Genomic DNA, 15,438 nt, shown 5'->3' with positions numbered 1-15,438 from the left:
ACTGGCGGGATCGACGTGGTCGCGCGGACGAACGAGGTGTGCCGCGACCGACCTGCGGTCTGGCTCGGCGCGACCACGCACGCGATCCGTCTCGGCGCTGACGGGCTCGTTATCGGACCGCTGTTCCGGCGAGGCGGGACCCAGCCATTAAGCAAGCTCGGCGACGCGTTTGAATCGGACTGTTCGCCGATCGAAATCGCCGGACGGCTAGTGCGCGAATACTGGGGTGGCTATTTTGCCGCCGGATTGGACCCGGACCGCGGCGGGATCTGGGCATTGTCCGAGCCTTCGGGTCTGCTGCCGGTCTACCGGGCGACCACCCGAACACATGCCCTGCTCGCGACCGAAGTGGGACTGCTGGTCGATGCAGGACTGAAATGGCCGGCCATCGCCTGGGCCGCATTGGCAGACCACATGCGTTACCCCGAACTTCGTCAGGCCCAAACCTGCCTGACCGGTGTGCATCAGCTGGCGCCGGGATACCTCGTGCGAACAGCCCGGGATGCCGGGTCACCCCTTTCCATCTGGCGTCCAGACACCTTCATGCCTCGCGGGCGGCTTCCAGACTTTGCCGAAAGCGTCGCGGCGCTCCGGTCGTGCGCCGTCGAAACGATCGGGGCCTGGGCCAGGCTGAACGGTCCGGTTGCGGTAGCGGCTTCCGGCGGAGTGGATTCGTCCTTCATCTGCGCCGCATTGGCGCACGCAAAGCAGCCATTCGGTTGCGTGACGCTCGCGACCGCTGATCCAAGTGGTGACGAAAGCACTTTCGTGACTGCGCTCGGTCAGCATCTTGGGGTCGAGGTCGTGACAGCCGCTTACGATGCCGGACTGGTCGATATCACTCGGCCGGCATCCTCGGGCCTTCCGCGGCCAAACCGCCGGACTTTTCTGCAAGCTCTAGACGTCGCCCTCGATCAGGCCCGCTCGGAACTCGGAGCAACCACCGTGTTCGACGGCAACGGCGGAGACAACCTGTTCTGCTATCTGCACTCGGCTGCTCCGGTCGTCGATTGCCTATCGATCCGGGGACCCTGGCCGGCATTTTCGACCATGCACGACATGTGCGCCGTGACCGGCTGCGACCTTGCGGCAATGGGCAGAGCGACCTGGCGACGCTACAAGCGAGGTGCTTCTCGAAAGCCCTGGGCCGCGGATCTTCGTCTGCTCGCGGCCGACCTTCAGTCTGCCGGGACTGTCGAACCCCTGACCCCATGGCTATGCGCACAAGTTGGGGCGCACCGGGGCAAGATCGACCATCTCGCGCTCATTCTGCAAGCCCAGAACCACATCCACGGCCTTGGCGGCACCGGGGGGCCTCGGTTCTCACCGCTGATGAGCCAGCCGCTGCTCGAACTCTGCCTGACGCTCCCGACCTGGCTCTGGTGCCAAGGCGGGATCAATCGGGCCATCGCGCGCGCTGCGTTCGCCTCCGACCTTCCGCCTTCGATCCTGCGGCGAACATCGAAGGCGGGACCCGACAGCATGATACGGCAGATCTTCGCGCGCAATCGCGGGAAGGTTCGAGACCTGCTTCTCGGTGGCAGTCTCGCCGCCGAGGGCGTGCTGGACCGTCATGCAGTTGCAGCGGCCATGGCCACCGACACCCTCTCGAAGGACGCCATTGTTTATCGCCTTCTCGATCTCGTCGAAGCCGAAAACTGGGTTCGCTCATGGCTCAGGTGAACCCGCCGGCTCGCAGGTTGGATCGGTCGGCGCACCGCTCATGGCAGTCCAGCGCTTGTTTTGGGCCGCTTTGGCCGGATTGCAATCCATGCGCCCCATCAGCCAGAACTCGAACCATTCGACCGAACGCTCGTACATCGCCAGGCGGTGTGCGGGCTGCCACTTGATGTGCCCCTCGTCGTTGAGAACATAGAGCTCAATCGGCGAGCCGTGCTGCCGGAGTGCGGCGAAGACATCGAGCCCGGATTCGTACTCGCTGTCACCGGTCTGGATCAGGATCGGGGTTTTGATGTGATCGGCATTCAGCACGAGCGACATCGGTTTCCAGAATGCCGCGGCGTCACTCTGAAAGAAGCGATAGCCGATGTCCCGGCCCATCTTCTCGAAGCTCGGCCCGGCAGCGAGCGGATAGGCGTCGAAGCCCTCGCAGCAGGACCCGAGCGCAGCGACCTTGAACAGCGAGCTGTTGATCAACGCCCACTGGACCGTTGACGCCCCGTCGCTGAAGCCACTGATGCCCATTCGCTCGGGATCGACCGTGCCGGTGTTGATTGCGCTTTGCACCGCGAGTTCGAGCGAGGACTGCACATTGCGGCGGTCGATCCAGTCCTTGCGGTTTGCCGCCATGCTCGCGGTTTCATTCCCTGCCCGAAGGGCAGCGGGAACGAAGTCGGGCCGGTTGAAGCTCAAGACCGCAAAGCCGCGCCCGGCCAGTGCCTGGACAGGGAATTCGTCCCCGGTTCCCCCGCGCAGGAAGCCATAGCTGAGATACTGCACCACCACCAGCGGATGGCGCTGGCCCGCTTGGTGGTCGGGCGGCAGGACCAGATCGGCATAGCTCTCGACCCCGAATGCGTTGCGGAAACGGAAGCGCTTGGCGGGGCCGACTTTCAGCGTGGCAAAGTCGGGGTTGGGATCGTAGATCTGGCGTTCGCGACCAGAAAGTGGATCGATCGCGACCAGTCGCCGCGGACGTGTCGACCCTTCGCGCGCGCAGACAATTTCACGACCAGGTCTGGCGCAGCCGATCAGCATCTCGTCGGTTACCAGCACTTCGCGCGGTGCGGGCTCGCCAAGCCGCCAGGTGAGGATGCGGCTTTGGCTCTTGGCCCAGCTATTGACGAGCAACGCCACCAACATCCGCCCGTCCGATGACCACCACAGCCGCCGGACGCCCTCGCAGTGGGGCTCACTGCAGGTAAACCTGCGACCGCGGGCATCGGCCACAACCAGTTGCGACGCGCTCATCAATCCCGCATTCTTCGGCTCCGCCCAGGCGGCGGCGCCTCCTGGGCCAGCGGCGAACAGGCGTGCGTTGGTCGGGGTGCCGGGCGGGCGGGTCGGGACGAGGATCGCTATTTCCTCCGGATTGGCCGGCCGTGCGCTGCGATCGCCAAGGTTCCAACGGACATATTCGAGCGGATGATGTCCCGTCGCCAACGGATGGTCCGCCAGCGAAGGGAAGAACCGGTCGTCGAAGCGATAGCCCTCCATCGCCTCCCGGCCGATCGCCCCGGCCTCTTCGCGCAGGCCAGGGCGCGTCGCGACGATCAGGGCCGCGCCATCGCTGGTCCAGGCGAAGTCCTCGACATCGTCAGGCATGGCAGTCATCTGTTGGGCCGGGGCCTGGCCCGCAGCATCGACCAGCCAGACCTGGGTCGAGCCGGATGTGCGCTTGAGATAGGCGATCGCCTTGCCATCGGGTGACCACTTCGGCGTGATCACCTTGACCCAGCCCGCACCGACCGCGGTGAAATTGCGCAAGTCAAAGGTGTCGCGCAAATATTCGCCGCCCCGATCGAGCTCGCGCACTGGCCCGCCGTTCACGAACGGGGCCAGCACCAGCCGCTCGCAATATCCGTTTGCCTCGGGATTACCGCGCCGGATGACGAAGGCGATCTGCCGGCCATCGGGCGAAATCCCGAACGGGCTCGGCGCATCGTTCGGATCCGAGCGGCCGATGTCGGCGAGTTCCGCAAGATCGCGCGCCGTGACGGGACGCGGTGCTCCCGCCGGGCTGCCCAAGTCGAATTTTCGGCACGGATCGATCCTGGCGGGAGTTTCGGGCGCGACCGGCAAGGTCGCCGACGCGAGCGCAAGTGCAAGGGCCGCGCTCATTACCAGCGCCCCCTGATACCGAACGAAATGAACCGACCGATCGGCGAATAGTTGGTCGAATCGTACGGCGTGTCGGTCGGGCCGGTGACCCGGATTTTCTGGGGGCGGTCGTCAAACAGGTTGGTCACAGCGAACGCCAACGATAGCCGCGGCCGACTCTGGCCGTCGCCAAGCAGCACATACTGCGCGGACAGATCCACCGTCGCGCGCGGACCGATTCGCTCGGGCGTGACGAACCGATTGTCTTCCAGCGCGCCGGTGACGTTGAGCGTCGTGCCGAACTGGAAGCGCGGTGAGGTGTAGCCCGCACTCGCCCGCACCCGGAGCTTGGGCGGATTGAACACGATTCCGGCGAGTTGCACGTCGGGCAGCGTCGGGAGAAGCTGCTGGCGGGTCTCGAGCCAGCTGCCGGCGAGACCGAAGTTCAAGCGCCGGTCCCCGCCAAGGTCCTTCGCCCAGCTCAGGCGAAGGTCAAGTCCCTGGACCGACTGGACCGCGATATTGAGGTTGCGGTTGTCGAGCAGGGCAACAACCTTGGTCGGATCATAAGCGCCGCCTGAAAAGTTCTCGAGCCCGAACAGCGAGCCGGCGATGAGATCGGACAAGGTCTGCGCATCGGGATTGGCATCGATCAGACTGGCAAAGCCCGGATCACGGAACGCGGCGCCGATCGAACCGGCAACCGGGCGCAGGACCCGGTCGCGGTAACGCACGTCGAACCAGGTGGCACTGAATGCGAGGTCGGGCACGGCTGCGGGCTTGAAATCGAAGCCAAGCGTCCAGCTGCGCGCGCGCTCTGGCTTGAGATCGGGGTTGCCCCCGCTCGTGTAGAACACCGATGTTCCGGCCGGACCGGCCCCGAATGCGATCGCGGGCAACAGGTATGTCTCGTACCCCGAATACTGCTGGAAAAGCGACGGCGCCTTGAACGAGCGCGACCAGGTTCCGCGCAGGCTGAGGTCCGCAAATGGGGCGTAGATCAGCCCGATCCGCGGGGTCGCCAGCTTGGCCATGCCGGGATAGTTCTCGTAGCGCAGCGCCGCGGACAGGCTCAGCCGGTCTATTCCGCGAAGGTCGTTGCCCGGTGCAACGAACGGCAGGAACAGCTCGCCATAGGCAAAGGTGCTGTCGCGCGAGACATCGAATGCGCCGGTGGATGATCCATCGACCGTGCGATCGAAGGCCATGGCATTGTTGCGATAGCCGCCCCCGAAGGCGAGACGGGCATCGCCCCCGGCAAGGGCGAACAAGGGACCCTCGAAGCCGATCTCGGCGCTCTCGGCGCGGTTGCAGTAACACCCGAGAGTGCGCGAGGCAGTCCCGCCGACCGGCGTGATCGTGGTATCGAAGTGGGTGCGGTCGCGACCTAGCGCGCCTGACGCCTTGGCGCTCCAGTCTCCGCCGAGCGGGATGGTCAGCGAAGGCGCCAGCGTGACGGTCTCGACCCTCGGGCTGAACACAAAGCGAGTGGCGGCGGTGCCGCCCGCCGTCTCGGACCAGCGCTTGGCGTAGAGCAGATCGATATCGAAAATGATTCCCCCGCCGAAATCGTGATGAGCCGAGAGCACCGCGGCGTGGCGGCGCTGCGAGGGATAGAGCGAATTTTCGGGCGCGAGCGCAGAGGTGTAGCTGCGCTGGCCAGCGGAAATCGCCGAATTGTGCGCGTAGTCGTAGGCCAGCATCATGCCTCCGCCCGACCAGCGGGTGCCCGTAACCAGGTCGGCCTGCTGCCGGAAATTGCCGCCATCGGTGCTGGCGCCGAGTTGGGCGGACGCTTCCAGCCCGGTGAAATCGCGCCGCAGGATGACATTGACCACCCCGGCCACCGCATCCGAGCCGTAGATCGCCGAGGCTCCGTCGGGGACCACCTCGATCCGGTCGAGCGCGGCGAGTGGTATCGCCGAGATGTCGACCCCGCCGAACGCGGAATCGTAAGGCAGCCGGTGCCCGTTGAGCAGCGTCAGCGTGGCATCGGGCCCGAGCCCGCGCAGGTTGACGTTCGAGGCCGAATTGACATTGCTGTTGACCAGGCCCGCGCCGGTACCAACGCCAGGGTTCTGCCCGCCGCCAAAATTCTGCGGCAGGGCCCTGGTCGCTTCGCCGAGATCGACCTGCCCGGCGGCGACAATCGCATCGCGCCCCACCACCGTGACATCGCTCGACGCTTTCGCGCCTTTGATCCGTGAACCGGTCACCAGGATGACCTGTTCCCCAGCCTCGTCTTGCGTCGCTTCGCCGGACGCGGGCGAGGCCGGGTTCGGGCCGGTGTCGACTTCCTGCGCAAGCACCCGGCTCGGCAGGAGAAGGAAGGCGCAGCCGGCCAGCAGGACCGGCATGGAATTGTTCTTTCTTGGCATCGTTGACTCCCTGATCGATCGGTGCCCGGCCTTTCCGGCTCGACCGATGCAAGGCTTGACGCAGAGAATTGTCGCTACCTTAGTTGCAGATGAAATTATTTTCACGGCTGGCTGGCCGCACCATCACCGCGCGGATTCGACCGCGCCGCGGATATGGGCGAGCGCCTTCATCATGTGATACTCGACCGTTGCCAGCGAAATGCCGAGTTCTTGGTGGATGTCCCGATAGGCCATGTCCTCGAACCGGTGCATGACGAAGACCCGCCGGGTCTTGTCGGGCAAGACCTCGAGCGCCGCTTCGAGAATCGCGCGAAGATCGGCTGCCTCAAGTGCCTGTTCCTGCTCGGCAGCAAACGGCGCATCGAGCGCTTCGACCAGGGGCAGCGGGGCGATCCGGCACCGCATGCGGCGGGCGCGATCGATCAGGACATTCCTGGCAATGCGATTGAGGTATCCGCCGGGGTTGTGAAGATGTGGAACCTGTCCGCTGGCCGCGGCGCGCAGAAAAACCTCCTGGGCCACATCGTGGGCATGGTCGGGTCCGACTTTCCGCCTGAGCCTGCGCAGCAGATCGTCCCGTTCACGCAGATATACGGTTTCGAGGACGCACGGCACGCGGCAGCGCGCCCTCCGCCTCGGGTACTTGGGTTCTCCAGCCATGCCGGCACCGCAGTGGCGCAACCGGACCTCTCCCCGCGCCGGGGCGAGGATTTCCGATCACCAAAGCTGTGCCGTCGTTCGGCCACCATGCGATGGCCTGGACCGGTCCGGCCGCCGGTCGACCAGACGACCGGCGTGAATGATGCCTGGCGGAACTGTTCCACGCAGCCTTCGCCAGTTTCAGGACCGCGCAACATTATTGTTACAACGAGAACGATTTGACGCAAGCCCAACGAGGGTCATCAAAGCTGGGAAGCAACCGATTTCGAGCAGATTGAGCGGCATGCATCGGATGCGGTGCGTGGAACCTATCGCCGTCCGAGGCGCGCCGCCTCGTTAATGACCTTGTTCAAGCAACCGGACGAAGGCCTCGGCGCGGCTCCGACATTCCTGGTGATAGGCTGCCAGGCCGTCGTGCAGCGCCGGGTCGTTTAGGTTCAACTGCCGAACAAGACAGCGCAGGGTAGCTGGCGCATCGCCAAGCAACTTGGGTTCGAGCGAGCGAGCAGCATGCAACCGGTCATTCAGCGCGCGCACGCTCTCCACCAGGGCCGGACTCCCCGAGCATTGGGCAATGGTCTCGAACAAGGTGGCAAGTCCGTCGGCATGATCGCTCTTGCCCAGACGCAGCTTTCCGGGTGGCGAGCCTGCCGCCCTATCCCGCAAGGCCAACTCGAGCAGCGCTGCGTTGAACGCGATCAGGTCGCGCAGCAGGCCTTCGGACAGCCACGCGACCCGGTAGCCTTCGCCGGGCCGGAAATCGACCAGGCGCTCACCGACCAGACGGTTGAGGCAGTCCCTGACCGGCGTCATGCTGACGCCGAACTCGTCGGCGAGACGCGCCGCTTCGAGCCGCGTGCCAGGCGGCCAGAGCCCGGTCGTCAGGCTCCGCTTGAGACGGCGATAGGTCGGCTCGAGGACGTGAGCGGGGCTCATTCCCGGGAGCGTTGGCGCAAGGCGAAGTCCCGGACTGCCTCCATCTGGTCGGGGCGGAGGGCGTCGGTCGCCTGCGGAAAGTCCGGGACGTGGTCGCGCAGCAGGATCGAGGGGCACTGACCCTCGTAGTTCCCGAGGTTGGGCCGATGCTGGCAGTAGCCGGCCAGTTCCGCGAGTTCCGGCGGAAAGGTCTTCGCCACTTCGGGAGGATAGGCGAGCCAGAGGTTCTCGTAGGGCTTGAGCCAGCCGAGGCTGTAGCCGATCACCACGCCGCGGCGCGGCATATCCGAGCGGTTGGCGCCCGCTCCATGCACCGTCGAGCCAAGGAAGCAGATCGCCGAACCGGGCTCGCATTCGGCGGCAACCGGCTCATCGAGTTCGTCGAGCGAAAGGATAGTGCGCCGGTGCGTGCCGGGATAGATGCGGGTCGCACCGTTCCGCGCGGTGAAGCGCGAGAGGGGCCACATCACATTGAGCAAGTATTCGTGCTGTCCCTTTGCGCCAGCCCACATGTCGTGATCGCAATGCGGGAATTGCTCGAACTCGCCCGGGTGGACCTCGATCGCCTGGGCGACATTGAGCTGGATCCGCTCGCAGGCACTGTCGAGTACCGCACGCGCCAGGCCGAGAACCGTCGGTTCGAGCACGAGGGTAGCGGCATGGGACGAGCGCCGCAGCAGGCTGCCGAAGCGCTTGGTGCGATGGCCATAGAAGTGCCCTTCGCCGAAGGAAGATCGGGCAAAGTCGCGGTCGAGATCGGCTTCAAGCGCCGCCAGCACGGATGCGGGGAGCAGATCGGGGATGATGCAATAGCCGTCGCGCAGCAGTTGCTCGGCCCACCCGGTAATTCCAGGCGCCGATGTCATTTCGGTCCTCCCGCCGCGAGGCGGCATGTCGGCGCCCGATAGATGCCTGCCGCAGCGAGCGCGGAGGGCGTGCGCTCATCGATCACGATATGCAGCGCAACCAGGTCGGCGCCGCAGCTGCCCCCGAGCGGCCCGAGCGCCCGGCAATGCCACCCGAAAGCGGCGATCTGGCTGAACCAGGCCTCGCTTGCGACCCCGGTATAATCGGTAATCCCGCAGCCCAGCGCGTATTCGGCGAGGGCAGTGACCAGTTCGTTGCGGGCGTTGCGACGCTCTGCCCGTGAAAGCGTCGGCTCGAGACAGAACCGGGTGATTTCGCGGGTGGTGGAGCCCGACGGAATCGGACCGTCGCACAGATGCGAGAACAGGTCGGCGAGAATATGGGGGCGGTCGGTGCGCAGCAGCCTCGCCGAAGCGCGATGCCGACCAAGTTCATCCACCAGAACCAGGTAATCCGCCTCCGGAGTATCGAACTGGTCGACCTCGTAGCGACCGGCGATTACCGGGACATCCCACTTCAGGAGATCGACGAAGACCCGTTTGCGCGCCTCGAACATCGTCCGCAGCGCCGGATCGGCCAGCGTGGGTAGTGTGGGCAGAAGGAGGCTGTCCATGATCGCTGTTCCATGCGGTTGAAACCGGCAATCATGTCAGCAGCGGTCCGCGCCCGGCGATATACCAAGAACTGGGGAGGGCTTCGCTCGGCGGAAATTCAGTCCGGCCTGCGCCTTCGGAAGATGTCGCTGAATCCGATCAGGCCATCGAACAGCGCGTTCAGGATCAGCGACTGGCGGCAGTGCACATCGTAGCGCTCGCGCGCCAGCTTGAGGTGCTGGATCACGGTCTCGATGCTGATCCCAAGAATGATCGCGGTTTCCGCGGCGGTCTTGCCGCGTGCGGCCCACAGCAGGCATTCGCGCTGCCGATCGCTCAGCGCCGGCCTCGAGGGTTTCCTGACCAACCCGCTGACCCGGTGGGCGCAGGCAAGCCCGAGGGCGCCGATGATCTCGGTCGCCATGAGCAGTGGCCGTGGCAGGTTGGCGCCGGGCCGTACGGCGAATGAGCAGGTCCCGCGGGCTTCACCCGGCAAATGACGCGGAATGGTATAACCGTCGCCGATCCCGCACTCGCGGCCGACAGCCAGCATCTGCCGGTCGCCCCGCGTCAGGGGAATCAGCCGTTCGATATGATCCCATTCGAACCCGGTCAGCGACTTGTCGCAGGCCCGCTGGACCGGATCGCGACCGGCCAGCTCGAAGTTGATATAGACCCGGGCCCATTCGTCGGGATAGTCGTGTAGCAGCAGGTCGGGCGGACCGTCGGTGCTGGTTCGCGCCTGAAGGGTAAGGGCAAAATGATCGAACTCAAGGCGCCGCGATACCTGGCCGAGCGCTTCGCCCAAAGCCGCTTCGGTTTCAACCTTGACCAGATTCGACGCAAATTCTTCCGCTAGCTTCAAGCCCATTGATCGACCACCCGATCACAGGGAGCGCTACCCAACTCGCCATCCTGTAATCGCCTCGTGGTGCCCGGCACGGACAGCTTCAATCTGTCCGCGGGCAGAGCAAACATCTACCCGGCTGCTGCCGCCTCGCATAGGATGCGGCGCGTAGTACGCGCAGCCCCTCAAGGCGGGCGGGCGCATCGGCAGGGTCCCTCTGCTTGGGGGCCAGGCAAGGCGCGGCGAAGGTCAAGGCGGGAACGAGCGAACCGGTCTGTCATCGGCGAACAGTGGATCGCAGGGATGCTGGCCTGCCAAGGTGCGCGGGTCGGCATGTCAGAGCGCTCCCAGCAGCAGTCGGCGGTAGCCGCCGCCTGTCATGGCCCGCGCCTCGCCCAGCAGGCGCTGCGTCTGACGGCGCCGCGAAGAAGTCTTCCATTCGATCGCCCGGCCAAGATCGACGCGGGGGTAGATGACGGTAGCGGCCAGTTCGCGAAGGGTGACCGGTCTACCGCCGACGCATTCGAGCAGGTCGAGGGTGGCCAGCATCTGGCCCAGCCGGTACCGCTGGAAGCGGGTCGGCCAGCGATCCGAACGGCTACTCGGCACGAGGGTGCCGAAATAGGCAGAGACGGCGCGCGCCCGGGCATCGCGCCATTGGTCCGGGACGATGACGAAGGCATGACCGGTCTGGCAATGCGGCGCCTTCACCAGGAGGCGGTGACGACCGGATTCGCCGGTGACGACCAGATGGCGACCCGCGGGATCGGTCAGGTCGGCAAGGATCTCGTGCCGGCCAAGCACCTCAGCGGGATCGACCCCGGCAAATCCGTCCGGAGCCTGGTCAAGGACCAGCACCATGGGGGCTGCTTCGGCGCACCAGAGCGCAGGCGAGGATCTGGCCGATGCATCCGGTCGGATCGGGAAAGACCAGGCCCCAGGTGCGGGCCATCTCCCTGCACTGGTCGGATTCAGGTTCAAGACGAGCGGCATTTCCGAGCCGCGCATAGCTCTCGCGATAGGCCGGGCTCCGGCGCAGAAACTCCTGCGCGAAGTCGGTGAGATCAAGGTCTGCGTAGTGTGGATCGCAATCCATCGCTTGAGCCCGATCCCCTTGCCAAGGGCGGGAGCTAGCGACAGCCGGGGCGCGCCGACAATTTCCGAAACCGGGGGAACCGCCTCCCCAGTTCTTGGGATATTCGTCCGTGAAGTCATGCCGCGACGGGCCGTCAGGCCTGGCGGCCTTGCTTTTCTCATGGCGGCCGGTCCAGATTGTGTTGAACGATCGTTCCATACAGGCTAGAGCTGCGCAATGCCATGGGAAAAACGATTCGATGTCGATCAGACGCTGGTCAGGGCGATGGAGGTGTTCTGGTCGCATGGCTATGAGGCGACCTCGATGCAGGACCTGGTCGATGCCACCGGGGTGAACCGGGCTAGCCTCTACGCAACCTACGGCGACAAGCGCGAATTGTTTCTCACCGCGCTCAAGCGCTATGATGGCAAAGTGCGGCAACGTCTGCTGGACGAACTCGCCCGCACCCTTCCCCCCGCCGAGGCGATCGGGGCGGTGTTCGACAAGTTCATCGACCAGACCCGTGCGCCAGGTGGAAACTGGGGCTGCTTCATCGTCAACACCGCGCTCGAGCTCGCGGCTCACGACCGAGAGATTGCTGAGCTGGTCAACATCGCCCAGGACGAGATCGAGGGCTTCTTTCTCGCGATGATCCGCAAAGGCCAGCAGGCCGGGCGGTTCGACGCCTCGCGCGACGCCAATGTGCTCGCGCACCAGACGCTCGCCTCGTTGCTTGGCCTGCTCGTCATGATCCGCAGTCGCCCCGACCAGGACTATCTCGACGCCGTCCGCGACGGAGTTCTCAAGTCGCTGGACTGAACCTCGCATTTTTTTGGACCAGTGTGGAACGATTGTTCCAGACAAGTTCCCCCGCTGCCTTCCGCAGCCAACCGAAGGAAGAGCCATGAACGCTGTCTACAAGACCAGCCTGCCACTCCGTACCGCGACCGACCCCGACCCCGCCGTGAGCGCGCCGCTCCAGGCCGTGCGCGAAGCCATGGGCATGGTACCCAACATGTATGCGGCTATGGTCAATCTCCCGGCACTGCTCGATGCCTACAGCCACGGCTACCAGAAGTTCCGTGCCGAGGCTGGCTTCACGCCGGTCGAGCAGGAAGTCGTGTTTCTCGCGATCAGCCGCTTCAACGGCTGTCACTACTGTGTCGCGGCCCACAGCTTCGTTGCGGACATGATGTCGAAAGTCCCGACCGAGATCACCGACGCGATCCGCGATGGCCGGCCGATCGCCGACGCGAGGCTCGAGGCACTCCGAACCTTTGCGCACGCTATGACCGAAAGCCGGGGAAATCCGACCCCCGCCCAGGCCGGGGCCTTTCTTGCCGCCGGCTACTCGGAACAGCACATCCTGGCCATCATCCTGGCGATCAGTGTCAAGGTCATCTCGAACTACGCCAATCACATCTTCCACACCGAACTGGACCCCGGCTTTGCCGATCGGGCCTGGACACCTCCGCGCGCGGCTCCAGTCGAGCGGGTCTGATCTAAGGACAGGTCGGCGGGACTCGTCTGCGCCGACCGGGGCCGCGTCGCCCTTCGGGTCGCACAGCCGAACCGACGCGGCCCCCACCCTTTCCCGGCAATGCCGGTCTCGTCAGTGGGCGGCTGTCTATGCGGGCGGCTCGACTTCGCGAACTCGACCGCGACGGTGAAGGGCTGCTTAGACGAAGCGAGCGGCAAATAACCCAGGAGCCGGCAAGCGCCGGTTAGGACGGACTGGCGACCTATCTAGTCGACCTCGGCGTCAGGATCGGGAGCCTTGGGCTCAAGCGGCGGTCACGCTTTCGGCGCGATTCCCCACTTCTCCGCCAGGCGCGAATAACTGGGTTCGCCCCGGTGCGGGTCCTCGGTCATCCCGCCCATCCGCGCCAGACGCGCCTGCATTTCGGCTTCGTCAGCCTCCAGCGGGTTCGACTTGATCCCTGACCCTTCGACAATCCGGTTCATGAGGTTGAACAGGGCACAGACGCTGACGGCATCGAACAAGGCCTGCTCATCCCACCCGGCGGCATAGACCAGATCGGCATCGGCCTCCGACATCATCGCCGGGGTACGAGTGAGTTTGCCGACATAGGCCAGGATCGGCTTCAGACGATCATCGACTGCGCTGCTGTCCAGATCGGCCATCAACCCGTCGAACAGCGTTGAATCGATTCCGAACGCGCGCGCCGCCACAACGTGTGCGCCGTGACAATAGGTGCAGGCATTAAGTCCTGAAACATAGGCTGCGATCAGCTCACGCTCGGCCACGGTCAGCGGCGACCAGTCGCGCAGTACCCGGTCATGGTATTCGAGCAGCGGCATGACGGCGTGAGGAAACCGGCGGAAAACCTTGTCGAGGGCTGGCTCTCCTGAAATCGACGGGAACACGGGCACGTTATTCGTCTCCTTCTTCCGGGCAAGCCGCAGCAAAGGCGTGAAAGGCGACAAGGCTGCGCTGGATCACGGTGAGAACGCATAGAGCAGCGAAGATCAGGGCGATGGTCCCGAAGTGCTGCGGCATCAGTACCATTGCGATGAAGGCGGCGATCGTCTCGGCGCCTTCAGCAAGGCCGGTGTTGTAGAATAAGCTCTTGCGGCCGTGCGCCGCAGTTTCCAGACCGCGTTTCCCGGCAATCGCGGCAAAGGCGAGAAAACTGGCGCCGGTCAGCGCAAAGCTGGCGACCAGCAGCAGCGCCGGAAGCAGGTTCTGCGGCGAGGCCAGGCCGAACCCGACCGGGACGGCGATATAGAACACGAAATCGCCGACGATATCGAGAAACCCGCCGAAATCGGTGAGGCTCGTCGCGCGTGCGACCGCGCCGTCCAGCCCGTCGAGCAGACGGTTGGCGACGATCAGGGCAAGACCGATCTCAAAGCAGGACTGCGCGATCGTCGCCCCGGCCGCGAGCCCCAGCGCGATCCCGGCAAGGGTGACGGCATTTGCCCCCACGCCGATCCTTGCCAGCCAACGGCCAGCGGCATTGAGCGGCGGGTCGATCAGCGGGCGAAGGCGTGCGTCGAACATCGCGCTAGACCGGGGTGACCAGGCCGATCACCGCGCCGCCCATGGCCGAGGCGAGGTTGCCGGCGATCCAGCTCTTCATGCCCAGCCCGATCGCGTCCTTGCGGCGGCCCGGCGCGAGCGTCGAGATGGTCGAAACGAGCAGCCCGACACTGGCGAGGTTGGCGACGTTGCACAGGGCATAGGTCACGATCAGTTTGCTGCGCAGCGACAGGGCCGCGTCGGGCAGAGCGGCGAACTGCAGATAGGCGACATATTCGTTGAGGATCGCCTTGGTCCCCATCAGCGAGCCGGCCGTGCCGGCCTCGTTCCATGGCACGCCCAGCGCCCACATGAACGGTGAGAACAGCCAGCCGAACGCCCGCTTCACCGTGATGGCCTCACCCGCAACCAGCGGCAAGTTGGCCAGGATCTGATCGGTCAGATTGACCAGGGCGAAGACCACGATGATGATCCCGATAACCGCCAGGACCAGCTGGACACCGTCCATCGTGCCCTTGATGATCGCGTCCATGGTGCTTTCGTACTCGACCTCTGGCTCGGGTTCGACGGGTTCCGTACTGCCTTCGCCGGGAACCATGATCCGGGCGACAAGGATTGCGGCGGGCAGCGACAGGAACGAAGCAACGATCATGTGGCCTACCGCATCGGGCAATTGCTTTGCCAGCGTGGTCGCATAGAGCACCAGAAGTGCACCCGAGATATTGGCCATCGACAGAACCATGACCGCGAACAGATCGGCGCGCGACATACGCGCAAAATAGGATCGAACAATCAGCGGTGCCTCGACCACCCCGAGGAAAATGTTCGCGCCAGCGTTGAGACCGACCACACCGGTTACGCCCATGGTCTTGCGCAAGGCCCAGGAAAGCCCGTTTACGACGACCCGCAGTATGCCCCAGTGCCAGAACAGCGCCGTGAGCGCCGAGAAGACGATGATCAGCGGGAGGATCTGGAACGCGATCACCATTGGCTGATCGCTGCCCGGCTTGAGCACAAACGGGATTGGCGCGCCGCCCAGGTAGCCGAACATATAGCTAGACCCGGCAAGCGTTGCCGTCTCGATTGCCGCGACGCCCCTGTTGATTACATCGACCGCGCCCCACACCGCCGGCACACGCACGACGATCAGGGCGAGCAGCACCTGCAAGGCAATCGCCCCGCCGACCCAGCGCCAACCCGGCAGCACTTTCCGGTTTTCGGAGAAGGCCCAGGCCAGCAGCAGGATCAGCGCGATCCCGACTACCCCCTGCATTTGCTGCAACATTTCCATCCTGCCC

At 65.0% G+C, this 15,438-nt stretch carries 15 protein-coding genes; 3 read left to right on the top strand and 12 right to left on the bottom strand.

Going from position 1 to position 15,438, the window contains the following annotated elements:
• The first annotated feature begins 15 nt into the window (after window positions 1–15).
• Window positions 16–1,683: an asparagine synthetase B family protein gene (locus Q8Q53_RS06015; protein WP_305700854.1), complete on the top strand. Its 1,668-nt coding sequence runs from the start codon at window positions 16–18 to the stop codon at window positions 1,681–1,683.
• Here the strand turns inward: Q8Q53_RS06015 and Q8Q53_RS06010 are convergent.
• The 9 genes from Q8Q53_RS06010 to Q8Q53_RS05970 form a co-directional block, all read right to left on the bottom strand.
• Window positions 1,669–3,801 carry an Atxe2 family lasso peptide isopeptidase gene (locus Q8Q53_RS06010; RefSeq protein ID WP_305700853.1) on the bottom strand — a complete coding sequence of 711 codons (2,133 nt, stop codon included), beginning with the start codon at window positions 3,799–3,801 and terminating at the stop codon, window positions 1,669–1,671. The genes Q8Q53_RS06015 and Q8Q53_RS06010 overlap by 15 nt on opposite strands.
• On the bottom strand, window positions 3,801–6,158 hold the full coding sequence (locus Q8Q53_RS06005; RefSeq protein ID WP_305700852.1) for a TonB-dependent siderophore receptor: 2,358 nt from the start codon (window positions 6,156–6,158) through the stop codon (window positions 3,801–3,803). Before Q8Q53_RS06005 ends, Q8Q53_RS06010 begins: the two co-directional genes overlap by 1 nt.
• A gap of 123 nt (window positions 6,159–6,281) precedes the next feature.
• The gene (locus Q8Q53_RS06000; protein WP_305700851.1) at window positions 6,282–6,818 is read right to left on the bottom strand and encodes an RNA polymerase sigma factor; all 537 of its coding nucleotides are present in this window, start codon (window positions 6,816–6,818) and stop codon (window positions 6,282–6,284) included.
• A gap of 336 nt (window positions 6,819–7,154) precedes the next feature.
• Complete coding sequence (locus tag Q8Q53_RS05995; protein ID WP_305700850.1) at window positions 7,155–7,754, bottom strand: GntR family transcriptional regulator; 600 nt, start codon at window positions 7,752–7,754, stop codon at window positions 7,155–7,157.
• Window positions 7,751–8,620 carry a phytanoyl-CoA dioxygenase family protein gene (locus tag Q8Q53_RS05990; RefSeq protein ID WP_305700849.1) on the bottom strand — a complete coding sequence of 290 codons (870 nt, stop codon included), beginning with the start codon at window positions 8,618–8,620 and terminating at the stop codon, window positions 7,751–7,753. Before Q8Q53_RS05990 ends, Q8Q53_RS05995 begins: the two co-directional genes overlap by 4 nt.
• Entirely contained in the window at window positions 8,617–9,234 is a 618-nt protein-coding gene (locus tag Q8Q53_RS05985) for an acyl-homoserine-lactone synthase (protein ID WP_305700848.1), read from the bottom strand. The genes Q8Q53_RS05990 and Q8Q53_RS05985 overlap by 4 nt, the downstream gene beginning before the upstream one ends.
• Before the next feature lie 98 nt (window positions 9,235–9,332).
• A complete protein-coding gene (locus Q8Q53_RS05980; protein WP_305700847.1) occupies window positions 9,333–10,085 on the bottom strand; it encodes a LuxR family transcriptional regulator in 753 nt (250 codons plus the stop codon).
• Window positions 10,086–10,397: 312 nt separating this feature from the next.
• Window positions 10,398–10,922 (bottom strand): DUF2285 domain-containing protein, encoded by a 525-nt coding sequence (locus tag Q8Q53_RS05975; RefSeq protein WP_305700846.1) that lies wholly within the window; start codon window positions 10,920–10,922, stop codon window positions 10,398–10,400.
• Window positions 10,906–11,355: a transcriptional regulator domain-containing protein gene (locus Q8Q53_RS05970; RefSeq protein ID WP_305700845.1), complete on the bottom strand. Its 450-nt coding sequence runs from the start codon at window positions 11,353–11,355 to the stop codon at window positions 10,906–10,908. Before Q8Q53_RS05970 ends, Q8Q53_RS05975 begins: the two co-directional genes overlap by 17 nt.
• Before the next feature lie 18 nt (window positions 11,356–11,373).
• Between Q8Q53_RS05970 and Q8Q53_RS05965 the strand changes: the two genes are divergently transcribed.
• Together Q8Q53_RS05965 and Q8Q53_RS05960 are read left to right on the top strand one after the other, a co-directional pair.
• Window positions 11,374–11,955: a TetR/AcrR family transcriptional regulator gene (locus tag Q8Q53_RS05965; RefSeq protein WP_305700844.1), complete on the top strand. Its 582-nt coding sequence runs from the start codon at window positions 11,374–11,376 to the stop codon at window positions 11,953–11,955.
• Window positions 11,956–12,040: 85 nt separating this feature from the next.
• Entirely contained in the window at window positions 12,041–12,637 is a 597-nt protein-coding gene (locus Q8Q53_RS05960) for a carboxymuconolactone decarboxylase family protein (RefSeq protein WP_305700843.1), read from the top strand.
• Window positions 12,638–12,930: 293 nt separating this feature from the next.
• Here the strand turns inward: Q8Q53_RS05960 and Q8Q53_RS05955 are convergent, their stop codons facing one another.
• The 3 genes from Q8Q53_RS05955 to Q8Q53_RS05945 are packed head-to-tail and all read right to left on the bottom strand — an operon-like array spanning window position 12,931 to window position 15,431.
• A complete protein-coding gene (locus tag Q8Q53_RS05955; protein ID WP_305700842.1) occupies window positions 12,931–13,530 on the bottom strand; it encodes a carboxymuconolactone decarboxylase family protein in 600 nt (199 codons plus the stop codon).
• A 1-nt stretch (window position 13,531) separates the two neighbouring features.
• Complete coding sequence (locus Q8Q53_RS05950; protein WP_305700841.1) at window positions 13,532–14,161, bottom strand: CDP-alcohol phosphatidyltransferase family protein; 630 nt, start codon at window positions 14,159–14,161, stop codon at window positions 13,532–13,534.
• Window positions 14,162–14,165: 4 nt separating this feature from the next.
• Window positions 14,166–15,431: a NupC/NupG family nucleoside CNT transporter gene (locus tag Q8Q53_RS05945; RefSeq protein ID WP_305700840.1), complete on the bottom strand. Its 1,266-nt coding sequence runs from the start codon at window positions 15,429–15,431 to the stop codon at window positions 14,166–14,168.
• Window positions 15,432–15,438 lie beyond the last annotated feature (7 nt).

Source organism: Novosphingobium sp. (assembly GCF_030699305.1).
Lineage (GTDB): Bacteria > Pseudomonadota > Alphaproteobacteria > Sphingomonadales > Sphingomonadaceae > Novosphingobium.
The sequence above is the reverse complement of the archived record's forward strand: the minus strand, read 5'-3'. Positions and strand labels throughout refer to the sequence as shown.